The sequence below is a fragment of the Defluviimonas aquaemixtae genome (assembly GCF_900302475.1).
GTDB classification, from domain to species: Bacteria; Pseudomonadota; Alphaproteobacteria; order Rhodobacterales; family Rhodobacteraceae; genus Albidovulum; species Albidovulum aquaemixtae.
This window is the reverse complement of sequence record NZ_OMOQ01000003.1, coordinates 294,237-314,650: the sequence shown is the minus strand read 5'-3', so window position 1 is coordinate 314,650 and position 20,414 is coordinate 294,237. Positions and strand designations below refer to the sequence as shown.

The 20,414-nt window shown below is 65.1% G+C and carries 20 protein-coding genes and 1 tRNA gene; 17 read left to right on the top strand and 4 right to left on the bottom strand.

All coding sequences use genetic code 11. The features are described from left to right. Nucleotides 1–4 precede the first annotated feature (4 nt). Genes mreC through DEA8626_RS16580 form a run of 5 tightly spaced genes read left to right on the top strand, consistent with a single transcriptional unit; the run spans nucleotide 5 to nucleotide 5,466 of the window. Nucleotides 5–919: a rod shape-determining protein MreC gene (gene mreC, locus DEA8626_RS16600; RefSeq protein ID WP_108854333.1), complete on the top strand. Its 915-nt coding sequence runs from the start codon at nucleotides 5–7 to the stop codon at nucleotides 917–919. Next, a complete protein-coding gene (locus DEA8626_RS16595; RefSeq protein WP_108854332.1) occupies nucleotides 912–1,451 on the top strand; it encodes a rod shape-determining protein MreD in 540 nt (179 codons plus the stop codon). The genes mreC and DEA8626_RS16595 overlap by 8 nt, the downstream gene beginning before the upstream one ends. Continuing rightward, nucleotides 1,448–3,391 carry a penicillin-binding protein 2 gene (gene mrdA, locus DEA8626_RS16590; RefSeq protein ID WP_108854331.1) on the top strand — a complete coding sequence of 648 codons (1,944 nt, stop codon included), beginning with the start codon at nucleotides 1,448–1,450 and terminating at the stop codon, nucleotides 3,389–3,391. The genes DEA8626_RS16595 and mrdA overlap by 4 nt, the downstream gene beginning before the upstream one ends. Next, complete coding sequence (gene rodA, locus DEA8626_RS16585; protein ID WP_108854330.1) at nucleotides 3,388–4,527, top strand: rod shape-determining protein RodA; 1,140 nt, start codon at nucleotides 3,388–3,390, stop codon at nucleotides 4,525–4,527. Before mrdA ends, rodA begins: the two co-directional genes overlap by 4 nt. A gap of 3 nt (nucleotides 4,528–4,530) precedes the next feature. Next, on the top strand, nucleotides 4,531–5,466 hold the full coding sequence (locus DEA8626_RS16580) for a 2-hydroxyacid dehydrogenase (protein WP_108854675.1): 936 nt from the start codon (nucleotides 4,531–4,533) through the stop codon (nucleotides 5,464–5,466). Nucleotides 5,467–5,468: 2 nt separating this feature from the next. Here DEA8626_RS16580 and DEA8626_RS16575 read toward each other — a convergent pair whose 3' ends face one another. Together DEA8626_RS16575 and DEA8626_RS16570 are read right to left on the bottom strand one after the other, a co-directional pair. After that, nucleotides 5,469–6,227, bottom strand: a complete 759-nt coding sequence (locus DEA8626_RS16575) for an SseB family protein (RefSeq protein ID WP_108854674.1) — start codon at nucleotides 6,225–6,227, stop codon at nucleotides 5,469–5,471. 28 nt (nucleotides 6,228–6,255) lie between these two features. Then, nucleotides 6,256–6,867: a uracil-DNA glycosylase family protein gene (locus DEA8626_RS16570; protein WP_108854329.1), complete on the bottom strand. Its 612-nt coding sequence runs from the start codon at nucleotides 6,865–6,867 to the stop codon at nucleotides 6,256–6,258. A gap of 116 nt (nucleotides 6,868–6,983) precedes the next feature. Between DEA8626_RS16570 and DEA8626_RS16565 the strand changes: the two genes are divergently transcribed. From DEA8626_RS16565 to DEA8626_RS16545, 5 genes are all read left to right on the top strand, one after another. Continuing rightward, nucleotides 6,984–8,237 (top strand): Na+/H+ antiporter NhaA, encoded by a 1,254-nt coding sequence (locus DEA8626_RS16565; RefSeq protein WP_108854328.1) that lies wholly within the window; start codon nucleotides 6,984–6,986, stop codon nucleotides 8,235–8,237. Between the two features lie 155 nt (nucleotides 8,238–8,392). Further along, nucleotides 8,393–9,052, top strand: a complete 660-nt coding sequence (locus tag DEA8626_RS16560; RefSeq protein ID WP_108854327.1) for an ABC transporter ATP-binding protein — start codon at nucleotides 8,393–8,395, stop codon at nucleotides 9,050–9,052. Further along, on the top strand, nucleotides 9,030–10,622 hold the full coding sequence (locus tag DEA8626_RS16555; RefSeq protein WP_108854326.1) for a KpsE/RkpR family capsule polysaccharide export protein: 1,593 nt from the start codon (nucleotides 9,030–9,032) through the stop codon (nucleotides 10,620–10,622). Before DEA8626_RS16560 ends, DEA8626_RS16555 begins: the two co-directional genes overlap by 23 nt. Before the next feature lie 19 nt (nucleotides 10,623–10,641). After that, complete coding sequence (gene kdsA / locus DEA8626_RS16550; RefSeq protein ID WP_108854673.1) at nucleotides 10,642–11,475, top strand: 3-deoxy-8-phosphooctulonate synthase; 834 nt, start codon at nucleotides 10,642–10,644, stop codon at nucleotides 11,473–11,475. Nucleotides 11,476–11,687: 212 nt separating this feature from the next. Beyond that, nucleotides 11,688–11,762 (top strand) — tRNA-Gln (locus DEA8626_RS16545). A gap of 172 nt (nucleotides 11,763–11,934) precedes the next feature. Here the strand turns inward: DEA8626_RS16545 and DEA8626_RS16540 are convergent. Further along, nucleotides 11,935–13,572, bottom strand: a complete 1,638-nt coding sequence (locus DEA8626_RS16540; protein ID WP_108854325.1) for a recombinase family protein — start codon at nucleotides 13,570–13,572, stop codon at nucleotides 11,935–11,937. Between the two features lie 275 nt (nucleotides 13,573–13,847). After that, nucleotides 13,848–14,549 carry a hypothetical protein gene (locus DEA8626_RS16535; protein ID WP_108854324.1) on the bottom strand — a complete coding sequence of 234 codons (702 nt, stop codon included), beginning with the start codon at nucleotides 14,547–14,549 and terminating at the stop codon, nucleotides 13,848–13,850. A gap of 166 nt (nucleotides 14,550–14,715) precedes the next feature. Between DEA8626_RS16535 and DEA8626_RS21135 the strand changes: the two genes are divergently transcribed. Genes DEA8626_RS21135 through DEA8626_RS16500 form a run of 7 tightly spaced genes read left to right on the top strand, consistent with a single transcriptional unit; the run spans nucleotide 14,716 to nucleotide 20,411 of the window. Then, entirely contained in the window at nucleotides 14,716–15,390 is a 675-nt protein-coding gene (locus DEA8626_RS21135) for a carboxypeptidase-like regulatory domain-containing protein (RefSeq protein ID WP_181366498.1), read from the top strand. A gap of 2 nt (nucleotides 15,391–15,392) precedes the next feature. Continuing rightward, nucleotides 15,393–16,538, top strand: a complete 1,146-nt coding sequence (locus tag DEA8626_RS16525) for a phage tail sheath family protein (RefSeq protein WP_108854323.1) — start codon at nucleotides 15,393–15,395, stop codon at nucleotides 16,536–16,538. A 9-nt stretch (nucleotides 16,539–16,547) separates the two neighbouring features. Beyond that, complete coding sequence (locus DEA8626_RS16520) at nucleotides 16,548–16,973, top strand: phage tail protein (protein WP_108854322.1); 426 nt, start codon at nucleotides 16,548–16,550, stop codon at nucleotides 16,971–16,973. Next, the gene (locus DEA8626_RS16515) at nucleotides 16,966–17,769 is read left to right on the top strand and encodes a hypothetical protein (RefSeq protein WP_108854321.1); all 804 of its coding nucleotides are present in this window, start codon (nucleotides 16,966–16,968) and stop codon (nucleotides 17,767–17,769) included. Before DEA8626_RS16520 ends, DEA8626_RS16515 begins: the two co-directional genes overlap by 8 nt. Nucleotide 17,770: 1 nt before the next feature. Continuing rightward, on the top strand, nucleotides 17,771–18,532 hold the full coding sequence (locus DEA8626_RS16510; protein WP_108854320.1) for a CIS tube protein: 762 nt from the start codon (nucleotides 17,771–17,773) through the stop codon (nucleotides 18,530–18,532). Beyond that, nucleotides 18,529–20,070, top strand: a complete 1,542-nt coding sequence (locus DEA8626_RS16505) for a contractile injection system protein, VgrG/Pvc8 family (protein WP_108854319.1) — start codon at nucleotides 18,529–18,531, stop codon at nucleotides 20,068–20,070. The genes DEA8626_RS16510 and DEA8626_RS16505 overlap by 4 nt, the downstream gene beginning before the upstream one ends. Continuing rightward, on the top strand, nucleotides 20,067–20,411 hold the full coding sequence (locus DEA8626_RS16500; RefSeq protein WP_108854318.1) for a hypothetical protein: 345 nt from the start codon (nucleotides 20,067–20,069) through the stop codon (nucleotides 20,409–20,411). Before DEA8626_RS16505 ends, DEA8626_RS16500 begins: the two co-directional genes overlap by 4 nt. Nucleotides 20,412–20,414: the final 3 nt, after the last annotated feature.

Here is a 20,414-nt window from a genome sequence, read left to right as displayed (position 1 = left end):
CGCCGTGGCACGAGACCGTAAAGCCGACGTCGACTTCAAGAGCCCGGTGCGCCGCATATTGATTGCGGTGCTCATCGTCTGCCTGACCACGATCTTCCTGATCTGGCGTATCGATAGTCCGCGCGTGGAGCGTTTCCGTGCGGCCTTCATCGACAGCGTCGTGCCAAACATGGACTGGGCGATGGTCCCAGTGACCAAGCTTGTAGACATGGTCAAAGGCTTTCAGTCCTACGCGAGCCTCTACGAACAAAACCAGGAACTGCGTCGCGAACTGCAGCAGATGAAAGCTTGGAAAGAAGCTGCCGTCCAACTCGAACAGCAGAACGCAAAGCTCCTGGCGCAGAACCAGGTTCGGCTCGACCCGAAGCTGACCTCGGTTTCGGGCGTGGTTCTGGCCGACAGCGGCTCGCCCTTCCGACAATCGGTCCTTCTAAACGTCGGTGCGCGCGACGGCATCGTCGATGGCTGGGCGACGATGGACGGGCTCGGCCTAGTCGGACGAATTTCGGGCGTCGGACAGACCACTGCGCGCGTCATCCTGTTGACAGACAGTTCCAGCCGCATTCCGGTCACGATCCAGCCCTCGGGCCAGAAAGCGATGCTTGTCGGCGACAACAGCCCCGCCCCGCCGGTCGAATTCGTAGAATCGCCGGAGTTGGTGCGACCGGGCGACCGCGTGATCTCGTCCGGCGACGGCGGCGTTTTCCCCGCGGGACTTCTGGTCGGGCAGGTTGAGCTTGGCACCGATCAGCGCCTCAGGGTTCGCCTCTCGGCCGACTACGAGCGGTTGAGCTTCCTGCGCGTATTGCGCAGCCACGCAGTGGAACAGATCTCTGAAGCCGGCGACCTGATCCCGCCGCCCGATCCGCCGCGTATCGAGCCTGAGTTCCCACCGGCGCGAGGCGGCGGCGATGGTTGACCCGATTGCCGCGTCACGCGTTGCGCACCGCGCCTTGTTCGTGGCTCTTGCGCTCGCGATATTGTTCCTCCGGCTTCTGCCTCTCGACATGGTCCCGTCGCGGATTCCGGGGCCCGACCTCATTCTCTGTCTGACCTTCGTCTGGATCCGCCGGCGGCCTGACTACGTACCTGCCGCGCTGATCGTTTGTGTCTTCCTTCTTGAGGACTTCCTGACGATGCGGCCACCCGGCCCATGGCCCCTGATCGTCCTTATGGGGACCGAGTTCCTTCGATCTCGCGAGGTGACGCTGCGCGATTTGCCCTTCGCGCTCGACTGGGCGATGATCGGCGGGCTGGTTATGGCCATGACGTTGATCCATTGGGTTATGCTCGCGATTTTCATTGTGCCACAGGCAGAATTCGGTCCCACGATCCTTCGCGCGCTGGCAACGATCGCCGCCTATCCGATGGTGGTTCTGTTCACACTGTTCGTCATCGGTCTTCGCCGCGCGGCCAAGGGCGAGGTCGATGCCTTGGGACATCGACTATGAAGCGCGCTCCCCGGGACACACAGGAAAGCTATCGTCGTATTAGTCGGCGGGGGCTTCTAATGGCCTCCGTCCAGGGCGTGTTTGTTGGAACCCTGGTGTTTCGCATGCGCTATCTGCAGCTCGATCAGGCTGACGAATTCCGCCTTCTGGCCGAAGAGAACAGCATCAAGATCCGGCTTCTTCCACCGGCGCGCGGGCTGATCCACGACCGCAAAGGCGCAGTGATCGCCGGAAACGAGCAGAACTACCGCATCACGATCACACGCGAGGATGCGGGCGACACCGACGAAGTCCTCTCGCGGCTTTCGCAGCTCGTGCCTTTGTCGGACGAGGATCTGGATCGCGCGAAGAAGGAAATCGCGCGCCGAAGCCCGACTCTGCCGATCACTGTGGCCGACCGGCTGAGTTGGGAAGAGTTCAGCCGAGTCGCGGTCAATGCCCCCGCGCTTCCCGGCGTGACGACAGAGGTCGGGCTTTCACGCTACTATCCGCTCGGCGCCGATTTCGCCCATATGCTGGGCTATGTCGGCCCGGTCAGCGACTATGACCTGTCCAAGCTCGACGACCCAGACCCGCTCTTGCAAATCCCGCGATTCCAGATCGGCAAGATCGGAGTTGAGGCGAAGCTGGAATCAGAGCTTCGTGGCACCGCCGGCACAAGGCGGATCGAGGTTAGCTCGACCGGCCGCGTCATGCGCGAACTGGGCCGCAAGGAAGGCGATCCTGGCGCCGATGTCCAGTTGACAGTGGACCGGCATCTTCAGAACTACATTCAGGCCCGGCTTGGAGAGGACAGCGCCGCTGCGGTCGTGATGGACGTGCGAAACGGCGACATCCTCGCAATCAACTCGGCGCCCAGTTTCGATCCGAACCTCTTCGTTCGCGGCATTACCGCGGTCGATTACCGTGCGCTGACGGAAAACATCCGCCGTCCGCTGGCCGATAAGTCGGTGCAGGGCGCCTATCCGCCGGGATCGACCTTCAAGATGGTCGTGGCGCTCGCTGCGCTCGAGGCGGGCGTGATCGGCACCCAGGATACCTTCTATTGCCGCGGATTCGTCAAGCTCGGCACGCGCCGCTTCCATTGTTGGAAGCGCGCCGGTCACGGACACGTCGACCTGAATGAAAGCCTCCAACAGTCCTGCGATGTGTTTTACTACGAGGTGGCTCAGCGGGTGGGAATCGACGCCATCGCCGCGATGGCGCGCCGACTCGGAATTGGCGCCCGATTCGATCTGCCGATGTCGGCCGTGAGCGAGGGGCTGGCGCCCGACAAGGACTGGAAGCTCAGGAAGTACGGCGAGGACTGGAGGGTCGGCGACACGCTGAATTCCGGAATCGGCCAGGGCTATGTCCTCGCCTCCCCGCTTCAGCTCGCCGTAATGAGCGCGCGAATCGCGTCGGGGCTTGCGGTAACTCCGCGTCTCGTGCGGGCCATCGACGGACAGGATGTGCCCTTACCCGAAGCACTGCCACTTGGGTTGAACAACGCCCATCTCGCGGCGGTGCGGCGGGGGATGTTCGACGTCTCGAACTCGCGCCGCGGCACCGCCTACGGCTCTCGGATCGTAGACGACGCGATGCGCATGGCGGGCAAGACCGGCACCAGCCAGGTTCGCAACATCACCGCCGCCGAACGGGCGCGCGGCGTAACACGCAACGAGGATTTGCCATGGGAGCGGCGGGACCACGCGCTTTTCGTCTGCTATGCGCCGGTCGACGCGCCCCAGGTCGCGGTCTCAGTTGTCGTGGAACATGGCGGTGGCGGCTCGGCCGCTGCGGCGCCGATCGCGCGCGACATCGTTCTCCAGGCGCTTCACGGAGGGCTGCCGCCGCTCACCGCCTATCCCGAGAGCCAGCGGGTTCGGATCGAGTCAGAGCGCGAGCGGCTTAATCTGATCGCACCTGACGCGCCCAAGGGAGGCAGGTCGCGCGCATGAGTTACCTTGAGTATCACGTCAAGACCGTTCCCACCGGGCTTAAGAAGATCTTCTACGTGAACTGGCCGCTCGTGCTGCTGCTGGCCGCCGTCGCCTCGGTCGGGTTCCTGATGCTCTACTCCGTCGCCGGCGGGCGGCCCGAGATCTGGGCGGAACCGCAGATGAAGCGTTTCGCAGTCGGCCTCGTCGCAATGCTTCTGATCGGGTTCGTCCCGATCTGGTTCTGGCGAAACGTCTCGGCGCTCGCCTATCTCAGCGCGATCCTCCTGCTCGTTGCGGTCGAGTTCTTCGGCTCCATCGGGATGGGCGCGCAACGCTGGATCGAGTTCGGACCCTTGCGCCTGCAGCCGTCAGAACTGATGAAGGTGGCGCTGGTGATGATGCTTGCCGCCTACTACGACTGGCTAGATATCAAGAAAGTCTCGCACCCGCTCTGGGTGCTGATCCCGATCGTCCTGATCCTCGTTCCGACCTTTCTGGTGCTGAAGCAGCCCGATCTTGGCACGGCCGTCCTGCTGCTGGCGGGCGGCGGGCTGGTGATGTTTCTGGCCGGCGTGAGCCTGTGGTATTTCGGAACCGTGGTCGCGCTGTCTGTAGCACTGATTTACGGGGTCTTCGAAAGCCGCGGCACATCCTGGCAGTTGATCGAGGACTACCAGTTCCGACGGATCGATACCTTCCTCGACCCCAGCACCGATCCGCTCGGCGCCGGCTACAATATCACGCAAGCTCAGATCGCGCTCGGTTCGGGGGGCTGGGCCGGCAAGGGCTTCATGCAAGGCTCCCAATCGCGGCTGAACTTTCTGCCCGAAAAGCACACCGATTTTATCTTTACGACTCTGGCGGAGGAGTTCGGATTTATTGGCGCGTTCTCACTCCTAGCCCTTTACGTACTGATTCTGCTGTTCTGTATCATGTCGGCGCTGTCAAACCGTGACCGCTTTTCGGCGCTCCTGACCTTCGGAATCGCAGGTACGTTCTTTCTGTTCTTCATGGTTAACATGTCGATGGTCACCGGCCTTATTCCGGTCGTGGGCGTGCCGCTTCCACTAGTCTCCTACGGCGGGACGGCGATGATAATCCTTCTCGGCGCCTTCGGCCTTGTGCAAAGCGCCCACATCCACAGGCCGAGGTAAATGATGTCCGTGACCGTATTCTTCGCAGCGGGCGAGGACCGCTGGCCGGACTACCGCGACCACCTTTCCGCAGCGATCGCCGAGGCCGGGGTGAATGCCCGCGTCGTACTGGACGCGACGCCTGAAGAGGCCGACTACATCGTCTTCGCCCCCGGCGGACCGATCGAGGACTTTCGACCATACAGGAACGCAAAGGCGGTTTTGAACCTTTGGGCGGGGGTCGAAAACATTGTCGGCAATGCCACGCTGACCCAGCCTCTTTGCCGTATGGTTGACCCCGCCCTGACGGCCGGAATGGTGGAGTGGGTGACAGGACATGTGCTGCGCCACCATCTTGGCATGGACGTCCATATTCTCGGCCAGAATGGCATCTGGCGGGGAGGTATCGCGCCACCGATCGCCAGCGAGAGACCGGTGGCAATCCTTGGGCTGGGCGAGCTCGGCCGGGCATGCGGGCGAGCGCTGGCAGGGCTCGGCTTCCCTGTCATGGGGTGGAGCCGCACCGCGAAGGCCGTGCCGGGTTTAGACTGCCACGCCAAAGAGGAGGGGCTGCGCCACGTTCTTTCGCGGGCTGAAATTGCGGTCCTGCTGTTGCCGCTGACCGCCGAGACCGACACCATCCTGAACGCCGATCGGATAGCTTCGATGCCAAGGGGCGCCATTATCATCAATCCCGGCCGTGGGGCGCTGATCGACGACGATGCGCTGCTCGCCGCACTCGATGCGGGGCAAATCGGCCATGCGACTCTCGATGTCTTTCGCGAAGAACCGTTGCCGCCGTCCCACCCGTTCTGGCAACATCCCAAGATCACCGTGACGCCGCATATCGCGTCCGAGACACGCGGATCCAGCGCGTCGCGTGTGATCGCCGAGAACATTCGGCGCGGAGAAGCCGGCGAATCATTTCTCTATCTGGTCGATCGCAGGCAGGGCTACTGAGATCAACGCAGCCGCGGCGGGTGCGCGGGGTCCATTCCGGGCGCGTTCACCGTTGCCGAGCGCGTTGGCAGTGCCGGAATTTCGGGAAGTTCGAAGCAGACCGCGACCGCGGCAATCTGCGCCAGCGCGGGATCGTCGGTCGAGAGGAACGTAACATCCAAACAACTTGACTCGAGGCCGGAAAACGTCACCGCCTCTGCTATCGCCTTCGCGAGCACCGGCTCCTCACTTGCGCGGGCGCCTTCGAATGCCAGCAGGTGGCTAACTGTGCCATCCAATCCCGCAGTGCCAACGAGAAAGGCCCGCGTTGCGATTCCCGCCAGCCGAGACAGTCGACGGTCGATTGCGGAAAAAAGGGCCCTTGGCAGATCGCGCGGCGCGAAAAATTCGGTAGGCAGGACTTCGGCCGCCTCCGGAATGTGGTCGAGTGCCCCGGCCAGCCATGCCAGCGCCTCGGCGGGCAGCAGTTGGGCGCAGGCCGCATCACCGAGATTTAGGGCGAGACCGACGTCTTGCCCTGCCAGCGCACGCGCCGCCGCGCGGCCGGGCAAAGCCGCGTAAGGGACGGGCATACCGACGAAGTCCGCAAGTCTTTCCTCGAGATCGAAAGCAAGCGCGAAGTCGCCATCCTCCAATGCGAAGATGCGTGGCGAGACCATGTCGCCCTCCGGCTCGGCAGCGAGGAGGAGGAACAGCTCCGTATCCGCGAGCCTTTCATAATAGCGCAGTCGCGCCGCAGGGTCTTCGGGCGCGGCGGTCATCGAACGATGGGCCGCGTCAAGCTCCGTTTCAGTCACTTTCCAACACCTCCGCCAATCGCGCTCGAGCTACTGGCAGAAGCTCGGCCTCGAACCATGGGTTGCGTTTCAACCATCCGGTATTGCGCCACGACGGGTGCGGCAAGGGAAATACCGAAGGCGCATGGTCGCACCAGCGGGCGACGGTCGCGGTGACGCCTCCCTTCACGGCGGCGGCGCCTAGATGCCAGCGATGCGCATGAGCCCCGACGAGAAAGGTGATCCGCACCCGCGCCAGGTTCTGCATCACGCGCGCGCGCCAATGATCGGCGCAGCGGCGGGGAGGCGGCAGATCCGAGCCGCGATCATCATAGCCGGGAAAACAGAAGGCCATCGGCACAATCGCCACAGACGCGCGATCGTAGAAGCCATCTTCGTCGAGCCCGAGCCAGACGCGCAGCCGGTCGCCGGACGGATCCGTAAATGGTCGGCCGGAATGGTGGACCCTCGCGCCGGGGGCTTGGCCTGCGATGAGAACGCGCGCCGAGGGGTTGAACCATACAACCGGGCGCGGCTCATGTCTTGTGGCGGTCGCGGCAAAATCAGTCGCGCAAAGCTGACAACGCCCGATTTCCGCGCCAAGCTCATCTAACTGGTCTTGCATCCGGCAACTCTAAAGCTGCGCCCGTCCTTCGGCAATCGCTCCCGCAGACCCATCCGGGTTGCCCCCGATTGGGCTTTCAACTATCCAAACAAAGACGATTTGCCGGGGGGAGCCGAATGTATCGCGTCTGGAACTACGTCACCAATTATTCGCTCCTCCTCATCGCCGGCGCTCTCATCGCGCTCGTCTGGGCGAACATCGACGCGGGTAGCTATCACCACTTCGTGGATTTCGTGATCGTCGACCACTTCTTCATCGGCCACGCGCACGAGGAAGGCGGCCATATCACACGCACGCTGACGCTGCACTACCTCGTCAACGACGTCTTCATGGCCTTCTTCTTCGCCATCGCTGCGAAGGAGGTGTGGGAGGCGATCATCCTAGAGAACGGAAGTCTGAGAGGGCGCAAGGCGATGACGCCGCTGATCGCCACGGCGGGCGGAATGTTCGGCCCTATAGCCGTCTATCTCGGCCTCGCCGCCGTGCTCGGTGTCTATGAAACCGTGAGCCGCGGCTGGGCGATCCCGACAGCGACCGACATCGCGTTTTCCTACCTCATTGGCCGCCTGGTCTTTGGCGCGGGTCACCCGGCGATCCGGTTCCTGCTACTTCTGGCCATCGCCGATGACGCGGCAGGACTGATCATCCTCGCCGTCTTCTACCCTTCCGGAGAGCTTGCGCCGGAATGGCTGATTCTGTCCTTCGGCGCCGCCTTCGTAGTCTTCCTGCTCTTCAACTGGCTGCCCCGGCGGCTCGACCGCGGCAACCAGCTCCGACCAAATTCGACCTGGGTGCGGCAGAAACTGGCGTTTTGGCCCTACCTCGTCGCCGGATGTCTTAGCTGGTACGGCTTTCAGGAATCGGGTATCCACCCGGCGCTCGGCCTGCTGCCGATCGTGCCGACGATCCCCCATGCCGACCGCGCCTTCGGCATCTTCGCGGAGGCGGAGCAGTATCTCACAGACCTCTTGAACTGGATCGAGCACCACCTGAAACATCCGGTTGAGATTGTCCTCTTCTTCTTCGGGCTGCTGAACGCGGGCGTCGAGTTCAGCGCGATCTCGGAGCCGACCTGGCTTGTGCTTCTCGGCCTGATTGTCGGAAAGCCAGTGGGCATCTTCCTCTTCGGGTGGTTCGCTGCATACCCAATGCGGTTGGGCTTGCCACAGGGCATGCGATCCATCGATCTCGTGGTGATTGGTTTCGTCGCCGCCATCGGCTTCACCGTCGCGCTATTCGTGGCCTCCGTCGCCTTCCCGAGCGGACCTGTTCAGGATGCCGCGAAGATGGGCGCGCTTTTCTCCTTCGGAGCAGCACTCCTCTCGATCATCGCAGGCAAGCTCTGCCGGGTCGAAAAGGTGCCTGCCTGACCTGCGGGGACGACCTGGCTGTGAAAGCCGCCGTCCAAGGTGTGAATTCCTGCACTGCTCCGCCATAATGCGGGCAAGATGTGATTGTAGCGTATATGTTAACGATGGTCCGCTAAGGGCATGAGAGGCAGCAAGGGCAGCGCCAGGGCAAAGGGATGCTCGAATTCGACAATGTGAGCAAGTCCTTCTGGACAGGCAAGCAGCGCAAGGTGATCCTTGACCGCGCTTCCTTCCGTATCGAGCTTGGCAATTCGCTGGGAATCCTTGCCCCGAACGGGACAGGCAAGACGACAATTGTCAACATGATGGCCGGGCTCGAGAAGCCCGACGAAGGCAGCATCCGCAAGACGTGCCGCGTGTCCTTTCCCCTCGGATTCATGGGCGGCGTCGTCCAGAAGCATTCCGGCCGCGAGAACGCGCGCTTCATCGCACGGCTCTACGGGCTCGACCCCGACTATGTAGAGGCATTCAGCCGCTGGCTCTGTGGGATCGAGGAATATTTCGACATGCCGGTCGGAACCTACAGTGCCGGCATGAAGTCGCGGTTTACCTTTTCGCTCCTGCTCGCGATGGAGTTCGACATCTACCTGATCGACGAAGGCATGCCATCCACCACGGATGTGGAGTTCAACCGCAAGGCTGGGTCCATTCTACGCGATCGGCTGAAGACGTCGACCGTTGTCGTTGTCTCACACCAGGCTGCAACGCTCGAAAAGTTCTGTCGTTCGGCCGCAGTTCTTCACAACGGCCAGCTGCGCATGTTCAACACCCTCGAAGAAGCGAAACGGATGTATGACTACGCCACCCAAAGCTAGCAAATTCCGCATCCGCAAGGCGCCCGGCGCCGCCGCAGCGCCGCAGGCAGAGGGCGAAGATCTTGTCGCGTCCGACCAGTCCGAGGACGGCTTCGGCGACACGCGCTATCCAACCGCGGCCCCGACTTCGACTGACCAGGCCGAGAGAGCGATCGACAATGAGGTTGCGGCCGTCAAGGCTGAGGGTCTCAGCGGCCGACAGCTGCGCACCGCCAGGCGCGTCGCCCAGAAGAACGGTGTCGACGCGTCGTCCGATCACGAGGCCGTCGTTCTGCTCAGACGCGAGGGAATCGACCCCTTCCAGCCCTCCGCCGTTTTGAAGCTGATCGAGAACAGGCGCGGCGCTGATGTCGACTCGAAAGCCCAGCTGCCCCAAACGGTGGTGAATAGGCCGAAACTACCCGCAGTGCCGCCCAACGAAGCCCAGCGCGCGCAGGAGATCATCCAGATCCAGCGTGATATCGTGCGACGTCGGCGACTCGCATTCTTCCTGCTTCTCTCGCGGCTCGCAGTTTTCGTGATCTTCCCGACGGCTCTCGCGGGCTGGTACTTCTTCAGGTTGGCGACGCCACTCTATGCGACGACGTCCGAGTTTGTCATTCAGCAGGCCGAGAGCGCGTCGAGCGGGATCGGCTCGATGTTCCGCGGCACCCAATTCGCGACGTCACAGGATTCGATCGCGGTGCAAGGCTATCTGCAGTCGCGCGATGCGATGCTCAGGCTCGATCATGACTTGGGCTTCAAGCAGCATTTCTCGCAGGGTTTCATCGATCCGCTGCAGCGGCTCGAACCCGAAGCAACGAACGAGACGGCCTACAAGCTTTACAAGCGCAACGTCCGGATCGGCTACGACCCGACTGAAGGCCTGATCAAGATGGAGGTCATTGCCGCCGATCCTGCGGTCAGCCAGAATTTCTCCGAGGCGCTGCTCGGCTATGCCGAACAACAGGTTGACCAGTTGTCGCAAAGGCTGCGCGAGGACCAGATGCAGGGGGCTCGAGCAAGCTACGAGGACGCCGAAGTCAAGGTTCTGGAAGCTCAGCAGCATGTGCTGGCGCTCCAGGAAGAACTTGGGATCTTGGACCCGCTGACCGAGCAAAGTTCTGTCATGAGCCAAGTCGGAACGTTCGAGGTTGAACTTCAGAAGAAGCGCCTAGAGTTACGCCAGCTTCTCGACAATACCCGGCCGAACCAGGCCCGCGTGGATGCAACACGGGGCGATATCCGGCGGCTTGAGGCGCTGATCGCAGAGCTCAGGTCGCAGCTCACGAACAGCATGAACGGAGAGGCGTCGCTGGCGCAGATCACCGGGCGGCTGAGAATTGCAGAGGCCGATCTGGAAACCCGCCAATTGATGCTGAGCCAGGCCCTCCAGCAGCTTGAAACTGCGCGGATAGAGGCCAACAGGCAGGTGCGCTACTTGGAAACGAGCGTAAGCCCAGTGGCCCCGGACGAACCGACATATCCGCGCGCATTCGAAAACACGCTCTTGGCCTTCCTCATCTTCGGTGGCATTTACCTCATGCTGTCGCTGACCGCGTCCATCCTGCGCGAACAGGCGACGTCCTGAGGACGAAACGATGATCGCAATGAAGGACGTGACGATCGGCGGGCTGACTGTCGGCAACGACCGGCCACTGACCTTGATCGCTGGCCCGTGCCAGCTTGAAAGCGCCGATCATGCGCAGATGATCGCGGGGACCATGGCGGAAGCATGCGCCGCGGCGGGCGCGCAATACATCTTCAAGGCCAGCTACGACAAGGCAAACCGGACATCCCTGTCTGGCAGGCGTGGCCTCGGGATCGAGGCGGGACTGAAGATGCTTGGGGACTTGCGCGACGCGACGGGCATCCCGGTCCTGACAGACATCCATGACCCGGAGCAGGCGCGCATCGCGGGCGCAGTGGTCGACGTGATCCAGATTCCGGCCTTTCTGTGCCGCCAGACCGACCTGCTTCTGGCTGCGGGTGAGACGGGCTGCGCCGTAAACATCAAGAAGGGCCAGTTTCTTGCGCCCTGGGACATGGCCAATGTCGCCGGCAAGGTCGAAAGCACGGGTAACACCCGCATTCTCCTGACGGAGCGCGGCGTTTCCTTCGGATACAATACGCTCGTCGCCGACATGCGCGCCCTGCCGACCATGGCGAAGTCGGGCTATCCGGTGATCATGGATGCAACCCATTCCGTGCAGCAGCCCGGCGGACTTGGCGAGGCGTCGGGAGGTCAACGGGAATTCGCACCGGTAATGGCGCGGGCCGCCGCGAGCCTCGGGATCGCTGGGGTTTTCGTCGAGACGCACGAGGATCCCGAAAGGGCACCGTCCGACGGACCCAACATGATCCCGCTTGACGAAATGCCGCACCTGCTCGAAGTGCTCATGGCGCTCGACCGGATCGCCAAGGCTGACCCGGTTCGCATCTGACGGCATGCCCCGAGACTGCGCGAGCATCCGTCCCGCAGACGCGCAAGTTTGGCGCGGCCGCGTGGACGAGGCGGCACCAATGGCACCGAACGAGTGGCCGCGGCGGCGAAGATCGAGCTGAGCACATCCAAATCGACCTGTATCGCAACGGGCGCCCAATCGGCCGATTTTCACTTGCGGCACGCCGCGGCCTTGGGTATCACGCCCTCCGTTGGGGCGTAGCCAAGTGGTAAGGCACCGGTTTTTGGTACCGCGCACCGTAGGTTCGAATCCTACCGCCCCAGCCACCCACTCCGCCCGATCGAGACGGTGCGAAGTTCACCTCGGATAGTGACGCGTTTTCCGTGGCTTGCGCGGAGGGGTCGTATGCGCAGACCACGATGGAACCGCAAATTCGGTCGCAGATTGGCAGAAGTCTGCGTTTGGCTATTTCGCGGTGCGAGGTGTGGAGAGGGTCGATCAGAGTGTCGCAACCACGCGGCGCTGGGCGTCCCAATCCGAGGGAAGCGGATGGTTCTTGCACCAATCGGAGGTAAACCCGAGCGGCTGTTTGCCGTCGAGAACATCCCGGACGATGTCCGGCGCGAGAAAGGCGAGATTGATCATCTGCTGGACGCGCCGTTTGGAAGTGCCTTCCGCCTCGGCGATCTCGTCAAAGCTGCGCCCCGCTTTCACCTGGTCGAACCAGTTGTGTGCCTGCGCAATGTTGCGGATCAGCGTATCAGCGCACCCGGCGGGTGCATCGGCCAGCACCAGCTTCGTCTCCACCCCGCGCTTGCGCAGCCGGAACGGGACGGATGTCCTGAGCGCATCGGCATCGACGCGATCCGCGCCTATCGGCAGACGTTGGGCGATCGCATCCGCATCGAGCGCAAGTCTCAGATTGCCGGGCGCGATGTCGACGCGCTCGACCAGTTCCAGGAGCTCGGCTTTGCTTGTGTTCCGCTTCAAGCCATCCAGCGCGACCCGCAGGCGCACAATCTCATCCGCGTCTGGGGCACTGACCAGGCGCCCGGCCAGTGTTGCATCGGTAAGCAGGCCTCGGACGATCGCCTCGATCCGCTTCTCCAGCTCCTCCGCAGGCAGACGCCATCCGGTTACGCCGGCCTCACCGCTCCGCGTGACCAGCCGGTGAGAGATGTAGTACCGCAACCTTGTCCCCGCCCGGGTCTTCGAATGCGAGGGCGTGAGCCTGTCGCCGGTCTCGAAGAGTTTTCCGCAGAGCGGTGACCTGGTGTCTGCCGCCTTCCGCGTGCGGAGCTTGCGTGCCTCTGCGGTCAGCTGCATTTGGACCGCCTCCCAGAGATCGGGCTCGATGATCGCCGAGTGCTGGCCGTCATGGATCTGACGCTTGTGGCGGATGCGTCCGGCATAGAGCGGGTTCGCGAGGATGTGATGGATATGGCCGCGGCCGAAAGACTGACCGCCCTGCATCCGCCCGTCCGCCGCGGTTCTGAGTTTCGACCGAAGCCCCAGACGTTTCACTTCCTCCTTCAGCGCCCGGATCGTGCCGTGTTCGCGGTAGAGATCGTAAAGCGCCCGGAATGTCTTTGCCTCATCGACGTTGATCCGAAGCGTGCGCCCGTCCGCGTCGTAGCCCAAGGGGACGTAGCCTCCCATCCAGAGGCCCTTGCGCTTCGAAGCCGCGATCTTGTCGCGGATGCGCTCTGCCGTGACTTCGCGCTCGAACTGGGCGAAGGAGAGAAGCATGTTGAGCGTCAGCCGCCCCATGCTGGTCGCGGTGTTGAAGCTCGGGGTGACCGAGACGAAGGAGGCGCCTGCCGCATCCAGCCGCTCGACGATCTTGGCGAAGTCGGCAAGCGACCCGGTCAGCCGGTCGATCTTGCAGACCACAACCCGGTCCACCGCTCCCGCATCGACATCCGCGAGAAGCTGCTGCATCGCGGGGCGGTCGAGTGTACCGCCCGAGATTCCGCCATCATCGTACTGCGTTGGCATCAGCACCCAGCCTTCGGCCTTCTGGCTGGCGATACACGCCGCGCATGCCTCCCGCTGCGCATGGAGCGAGTTGAACTCCTGTTCGAGCCCATCCTCCAAACTCTTGCGGGTATAGATCGCACAGCGGATCTTCTTCATGGCTTGCCCCCTGTCCGATCGGTCAGGCCAAAGAAGTTCGGCCACACTGTGTCTTGTTTCTGGCCCCGACGATGCAGTGGCATCTGGAAGCGGAAATCTCCGGCAAGAACATGGCACCCGCAATCCGAAGTTGGATATCAATCACCCAGCTCCGGAAACAGCCCTGATCACGAAGTACCCTACTCTACAGCTCATAGTCTATTTAGCGGCGGCTTCCCCTTAAGCTTAAAAAACCAACTAATGTCCCTGGCCCAACGCACGCGCGTCAGATTGCATCAGTTCAGCGGCGCGTTGACGCTGTCGTAGTCAAGCTGGGGCACCTGGCCGTACAACTGGGCCGGCGCCGGCGGGATGGCATAATCCGCGTCGATCGCCGGCGGGCCGCTTCCGTAGACCGCCTGCGGCGCCTGTTCCGACGAACTGGACGCCGCCTGTTTCGCTCGCTCCTCCGCCTCGGCCTTGGCCCGGCGACGTGCGGCCTCAAGGGAGTCGCGCAGGCGCGGCAGGAACGTGTCGGTGCGCGCATTGATCTCCGCCATCGTGGGATAGCGGAGCTTGCCGTTGTCCTGCAGGTAGATTTTCTTGAGAAATGCCTTCGCCGCGCTCGCATCCTTGTCGTTATCCATGAACTTGCGGATAGCTTCTTCAAGCTCCTTGTCCGTGGTGATGTTGAGCCCCACGAGGTTGTTCTTCAGCGTGTCGAGGTATTGGGCGATCTTCATCAGGCCCTTGTAGACCTCGGGCATCACGGCCTTCGCCAGATCCTGCTTGGTCCAGTTGTTGTCGTCGCCCCTTCTCTGCTCGAACACCATGTCGGCGTCGCCGTGCATGCAGACCGCGCTGTTCAGGGCCTCTGCCACCCGGTCGTGGATCGCAGGCTTCTCGTTGGCCTTCCCGGCCTTGCGGTGCGCCGCCAGGTCCCTCAGCACGACCGCGAAAGTCTTGGTGACCTTGTTCAGGACAAAGTGCACTTTCATTTCCAACCTCCCGAATAAAAGCAATCGAATTCAATGATCCCGTGGGTAATCTTTCCCACCGACTCGCCTTTCCGGAATCGAACGTAGAACAATATTCTTGATCGGCCAAATAGTTGACGCTAGCGTCAGCGGAACGCATTTCTCGTAGGGCATTTGGGTCTGCACGATGATCGACGCAGCGACCGAACGGCTTGAGGGCTGGCTGAGGCAGGTCGGTGTCGAGGCGGATATCGTGATCGGCCCGCCGGTCGCCGAGGCCGGGAAGGCGACCATCTTCCTGCATCTGATGGACCTTCTGCCGACGCATCCGAGGTCGCACGCGGCGACCGCCCGCGCGGCGCTGACGGCGCGCTATCTCGTGACGACGGCCGCTCCCGATTCCGCGGCCGGGCACCGGGCGCTGGGGCAGGTGACCGAGGCCGCGCTGGCCGATGCCGGGATCGACGCCGAGTTCGCGGCGATCGACGTTGCGGTCTGGCGGGCCTTCGGCGTCGCGCCCCGCGCCGGCCTGTTCCTGAACGTCCCGATCGAGCCGCAGCTGCCTGCGCGCGCCGGCGTGCCGGTCACCCAGCCGACCGAGATCGAGCTCGCGCCCTTCGGCCGGCTCGCCGGGCAGGTGATCGGCCCGGGCCCGGCCGGGCTCGCCCGCGCCAAGGTGACGCTGCCCGAGCTTCGCCGTTCGACCCGCACCGATGATCGCGGCCTCTTCGCGTTCGAGGGCATCGCCGTGCGGCCCGGTCGGAGCACGCTCCTGATCGAGGCGCGGGGCCGCAGCCAGACCCTTCAGATCGACCTCTCCGAATCGCCCGTCAAAGTCGAATTCAGCCCGAAAGAAGCGTGATCATGTCCAATTATCAGACTCCCGGCGTCTATGTCGAAGAAGTGTCGACCGGCGCGAAGCCGATCGGAATGGTGGGGACGAGCACGGCGGCCTTTCTCGGCGCCGCGCCCCGGGCGGGGGCGCATGTCGGCAAGCCGCGGCCCTGCCACAACTGGTCCCAGTTCGTCGCCGACTATGCCGAGGCCGACAGCACGTCGAACGACCTCGCCGTGGCGGTCCAGGGCTTCTTCCTCAACGGGGGCGGCCGCTGCTTCATCGTGAACACTGGCACCGAAGCCGATCTGGCCGGCGGGCTCGAGGCGCTCGAGGCCTTCGACGAGATCGCGATCGTCTGCGCCCCGGGGCAGGGCGATGCGGCGGCCTATGAGGCGGTCCTGATCCATTGCGAAAAGCTCGGTGACCGGGTCGCCATCCTCGATTTTCCGGCCGATGCCGAGGATCTGGAGGCGCTGAAGAAGGTCGCCAGCGCCTCGGGCGGCGGTTCGGGGTTCCGCCCGCGGTCGTCGGAAGATGGCTACGGCGCGGTCTACTTTCCGCACTTGATCGTGCGCGATCCGTTCGACCCGTCCCGGACGCTTGACGCCGCGCCCTCGGGCCACATCGCCGGGATCTACGCCCGAACGGACGCCAAGCGCGGCGTCCACAAGCCGCCCGCGAACGAGACGGTGCGCGGTGCGCTCGGCCTCAAGAAGCTCGTGTCGCGGGCCGAGCAGGGCGAACTGAACAAGGCGGGCGTGAACGTTATCCGCTTCTTCCCGACCTCCGGCATCCGCGTCTGGGGCGCCCGGACGCTCGCCGATGAGGCCAGCGAGTGGCGCTACATCAACGTCCGCCGGCTGGTCAACATGATCAAGGAATCGATCGAGGAGGGCACGCGCTGGACGGTCTTCGAGCCGAACGACATGACCCTCTGGAAAAGCGTCGAGCGGAACGTGCGCGCCTTCCTCACGCTCCTGTGGCGGCAGGGCGCGCTTCTGGGCGAGACGCCCGAACAGGCGTTCTTCGTGCGCTGCGACGACGAGACCAACACACCTGAATCGATCGACGCCGGACGGCTCATCACCGAGATCGGCATCGCGCCCGTGAAGCCGGCGGAATTCATCGTCTTTCGTCTGGGCATGATCCGCCCGGATGAGGACCAGGGATAGGGGCGCACCATGCCGGACCGTGAGATCTATCGCGCGTACAACTTCATTCTCGATCTGGGGGAGGGGCCGGTCGGCTACTTCACCGAAGTGACAGGTCTCAGTGTCGAGGTCGAGGCGATCGACTACCGCGAGGGCGGCGGTGGGCCCGCTGTGCGCAAGCTCGCCGGTCGCGCGAAATACGGCAACATCACGCTGAAATGGGGCCTGTCGGAATCGCGCGACCTGTGGGACTGGATGCAGACTGCCGCCTCCGGCAGCGTCGAACGGCGGCACATCTCGATCATCCTGACGCGGCCCGGCGGTCAGGAACAGGCCCGCTGGAACCTGACCGATGCTTGGCCGACCGCGTGGCGCGGCGCCGAGTTCGACGCGCTCAGCAACGCCTCGGCCATCGAAACGCTGACCCTCGTCTGCGAGGGGATCGAGCGTGCGTGACCGGCGCAGCAGCGCAGGTCCCGGCTCCGTCGCGGGCCCCTTTGCGCGGCTTCTGAGGTCGGCGGCCGGCGCGCTTTCGCGGCTCGCCGACCGTCTCGGGACCGCTGCGGCGGACCTGCCCGCCGGACGACACGGGGGCAGGCCGCCGGAGCACTGGCTGCAGCTGGTCAGGAAACACGCGCCGCAACTCCTGGACGACGCGGACGCCGAGGGTTCCGAGACGGCCGCCCTGGCCACAGGGCGGCAGGAGGAGCGTGCGCCGGGCCTTACGAGCGGCCGGAAACACGATGCGGCGGCGGAGATTCCGGCCCGCGACACCGATGCGCCACGCAGGCGACCGTCACCGGCCTCCGACGCGCGCGGGTCCGCGCGCGAGGAAGGTCGGGCCAGACAGCAAACCGGCGCCGGCCGGCTCCTGCTGCCGTCCCGCGAGGCGAGGGACCGCCCGCCGCCAACCGTCGCCGAACGTCCCGCCGCCCCGCCTCCCGCGCAGTTTCCGCGCCCGACCCTCGCATGGTCCGACCTGCCGCCCGCGCCGCGCCCCGCGCCAAGCCAGGCCGAACCTTCCGAAGACGGCGCGCCCGCTGCCCCGCCGGGGCTGCCGCCGTCGGATCGCCGCTCCGCCGCGTCGACGCCCCTTCGCCCGACCGGCCCCGCGCCCGACCGGCCCGGCGCCGACTGGGGCTCCGACCGCTGGCCCGACCTTCCCGCCGGTATCGTCCGGAGGGCGACGCCCGAGGCCGTCGCGGACCAGCGCGACCGCCTCGCCGCGCTGATCAGGGAGCAGAGAAGCTGAGATGGAGCGCGTGGCATTCCTGGTCGAACGGACGAACACGCGGCTCAGCTGCATGCTAAACCCCGAAAGCCTCGTTTTTCGCCGCCTCGCCGGGATCGACCTCGAAACCTTCTCGACCGGCTCGGTCGGCGACCGGGGGACGCGGCGCGGCTCGGCGCTTTTCACCGGTGGCGGCTATTCGGAACTTGACCTCGACCTTGTCTTCGACGTCTCGCTGAGGCTCGGCTCCACCGTCGTGTCGGGTGATGTCCGCGACCATACGCGGCCGATTTGGGAGCTTTCGGAAAACACCGACGCGCCGCCGGGTGGTGTGCGCCGGCCGCCCTATATCCGCTTCGTCTGGGGCAAGACATGGAACGTCCGGGCCGTGGTCCGCAGCGTCGCCGAGCGGCTCGAGGCGTTCGATGCCTCGGGCGTGCCGCGCCGGTCCTGGCTGCGGCTGCGGCTGCTCGTGGTGCCGGGCGAAGAAGACGCCCAGGCCCGGCCCGGCGCGGCGGCGCGGCGCCAGCCGCTCAGGATCGCCGAGGCGAAGGGCGCTGAGGCGGGCGGGGCGGCGCCCAAGATCCACACAACCGCGCCGCCGGCGGGCGACGATGCGGCGCGGTCGGCCGACCGGCTCGACCTGCTGGCGGAGCGTTACTACGGGGATGCGGGGCTGTGGCGGGTCATCGCGGACGCGAACGACATCCGCAGTCCGGACATGCTCGCGCCCGGGATCGCGCTGAAGATCCCCGTACGCAAGGAACTTCGGGCCGAGTCATGACCATCATTCGCGACATACCCGCCCTTGCGGTCCGCTGCGGATCGGGCCTGGCGCGGTCGGATCTGTCGGGGCTGGTATCGGACATGCGGGTTCGCCGCGAGCTCTCCGCGCCGGCGCTCTGCGAGATCACCCTGCGGCTCGAGCCGGACCGCCCGCGCATCCTGGCCGACGCCCCGCTGACGGTCACTGTCGGACAGGGACGGTGCGCAATCTTCGACGGGACGGTAACGGCGCTCGCGGTCGAAAAGCCGCTCGCCGGGGCCCCAGTGATGCGTCTGCGCGCCCATGACGCGCTCCACCGGCTGCGCGGCGCACAGACCATGACCATGTTCTCCGACATGACGGCCGGCGAGATCATCGCGGATATCGCCGGCCGGCACGGTCTTGCCACCGATGTCAGGGACGACGGTCCGGTCCTGCCCCGGACGGCCCAGACGCGGCAGAGCGACCTCGACTTCCTGCGCGACATCGCCGCGCGGGCGGGCCTGTGGTTCTTCCTGGACGGCAACCGGCTGGTCGTGACGCGCGCACAGCGGCGCGGCCGGGCCACTCCGCTCGACCCGGCGGACAATCTCCTTGCGTTCCGGTTCGAGGACAACCTGCTCGCGGTGCCGGGCGGGATGGAGGCGCGACAATGGGACCCGACGACCATCGCCCACCACAGCGCCGCCGCGCCCGCGCCGACGCAGAGGCCGGGCCTTCTCGGCGGTAGGGGCGGCGCCGGCCGCGTCCTTGCGTCGCGCACCGGGCGAAGCCGGCGCGAGGCGGGGGCCGAGGCGCAGGCGGCGATGGACCGCGCCGAGGCCGACCGGCTGACGCTCGAAGGCACCGTCACCGGCGATGCCCGTCTCGGCCCCGGCGTGGCCGTCCGGCTCGTCGGCGCGGGGATGGCGGGCGACCATTCCTTCGTGCTCAGCTCCGTCCTGCACACCGTCGACGGCGAGCGCGGCTTCCTCACGGAGGTCTCGACGCGCCTGCCCGACGCCGCGCCGCAGGCTCCGGCGGGCGAGATCACGCCCGCCCGCGTCGTCGACGTCGCCGATCCGTCAGGGCTCGGCCGCGTGCGCGTCGCGCTTCCCGTCTTCGCCGATATCGAAACGGACTGGCTTCAGGTGCTCCTGCCCGCCGCGGGCCGTGACAAGGGCGTGATCGCGCTGCCGGATTTTGGCGACACGGTTCTGGTGGCGCTCGTCAACGGCGATCCGGCGCAGGGCGTCGTGCTCGGCGGCGTCTTCGGCAGCGAGGCACCCGACGATACCGGCGTGTCGGGCGGCCGGCGCTGCAAGCTCCTGATGCGGTCGGGCGGTGGCCACGAGGTCGTCCTTGACGACGCCAAGGACCGGATCGTCGCGCGCGCGAAGGGCGGCGCGACGCTGTCGCTGGCGCGCGACGAAACGCGGGTCGAGGCGGCGAACGGCAGCTATGTCGAGATGACCTCCGGCGGCATGGTCCTGCACGCCGAGACCGACCTGCAGATCCGCGCGCCGGGCCGGGAGGTCCGAATCGGCGCCGCCAAGGTGGATTTCGAGAAGCTATGAAACTCCTGCTTACAGAAAGCGCGGTCGTCACCTGCGACCACGTCGTGGGGGTCGCGCCGATGAAGGCCTCGCGCGGCTTCGTAACGATCGAGGGCAGCCCGGTCCTGCGCCGCCCCGACCCAGCCGGGCGGCCGATTGCGGGCTGCCCGAATGTCGGGCCGACGCTGAAGCCCTGCACCTCGACCCTGCCGATGGCGACCGGCGCGAGCGACTTCGTCACGATCGCGGGGGCGCCCGTCTGTCTCGAGGACACGTCTGGCCTGACCGATGGCACGCCGCCCGGCATGGTCAAGTACAAGGTGCGCGACGCCGGTCAGGCGCTCGTCAGGGCGGGGGAGTAACCG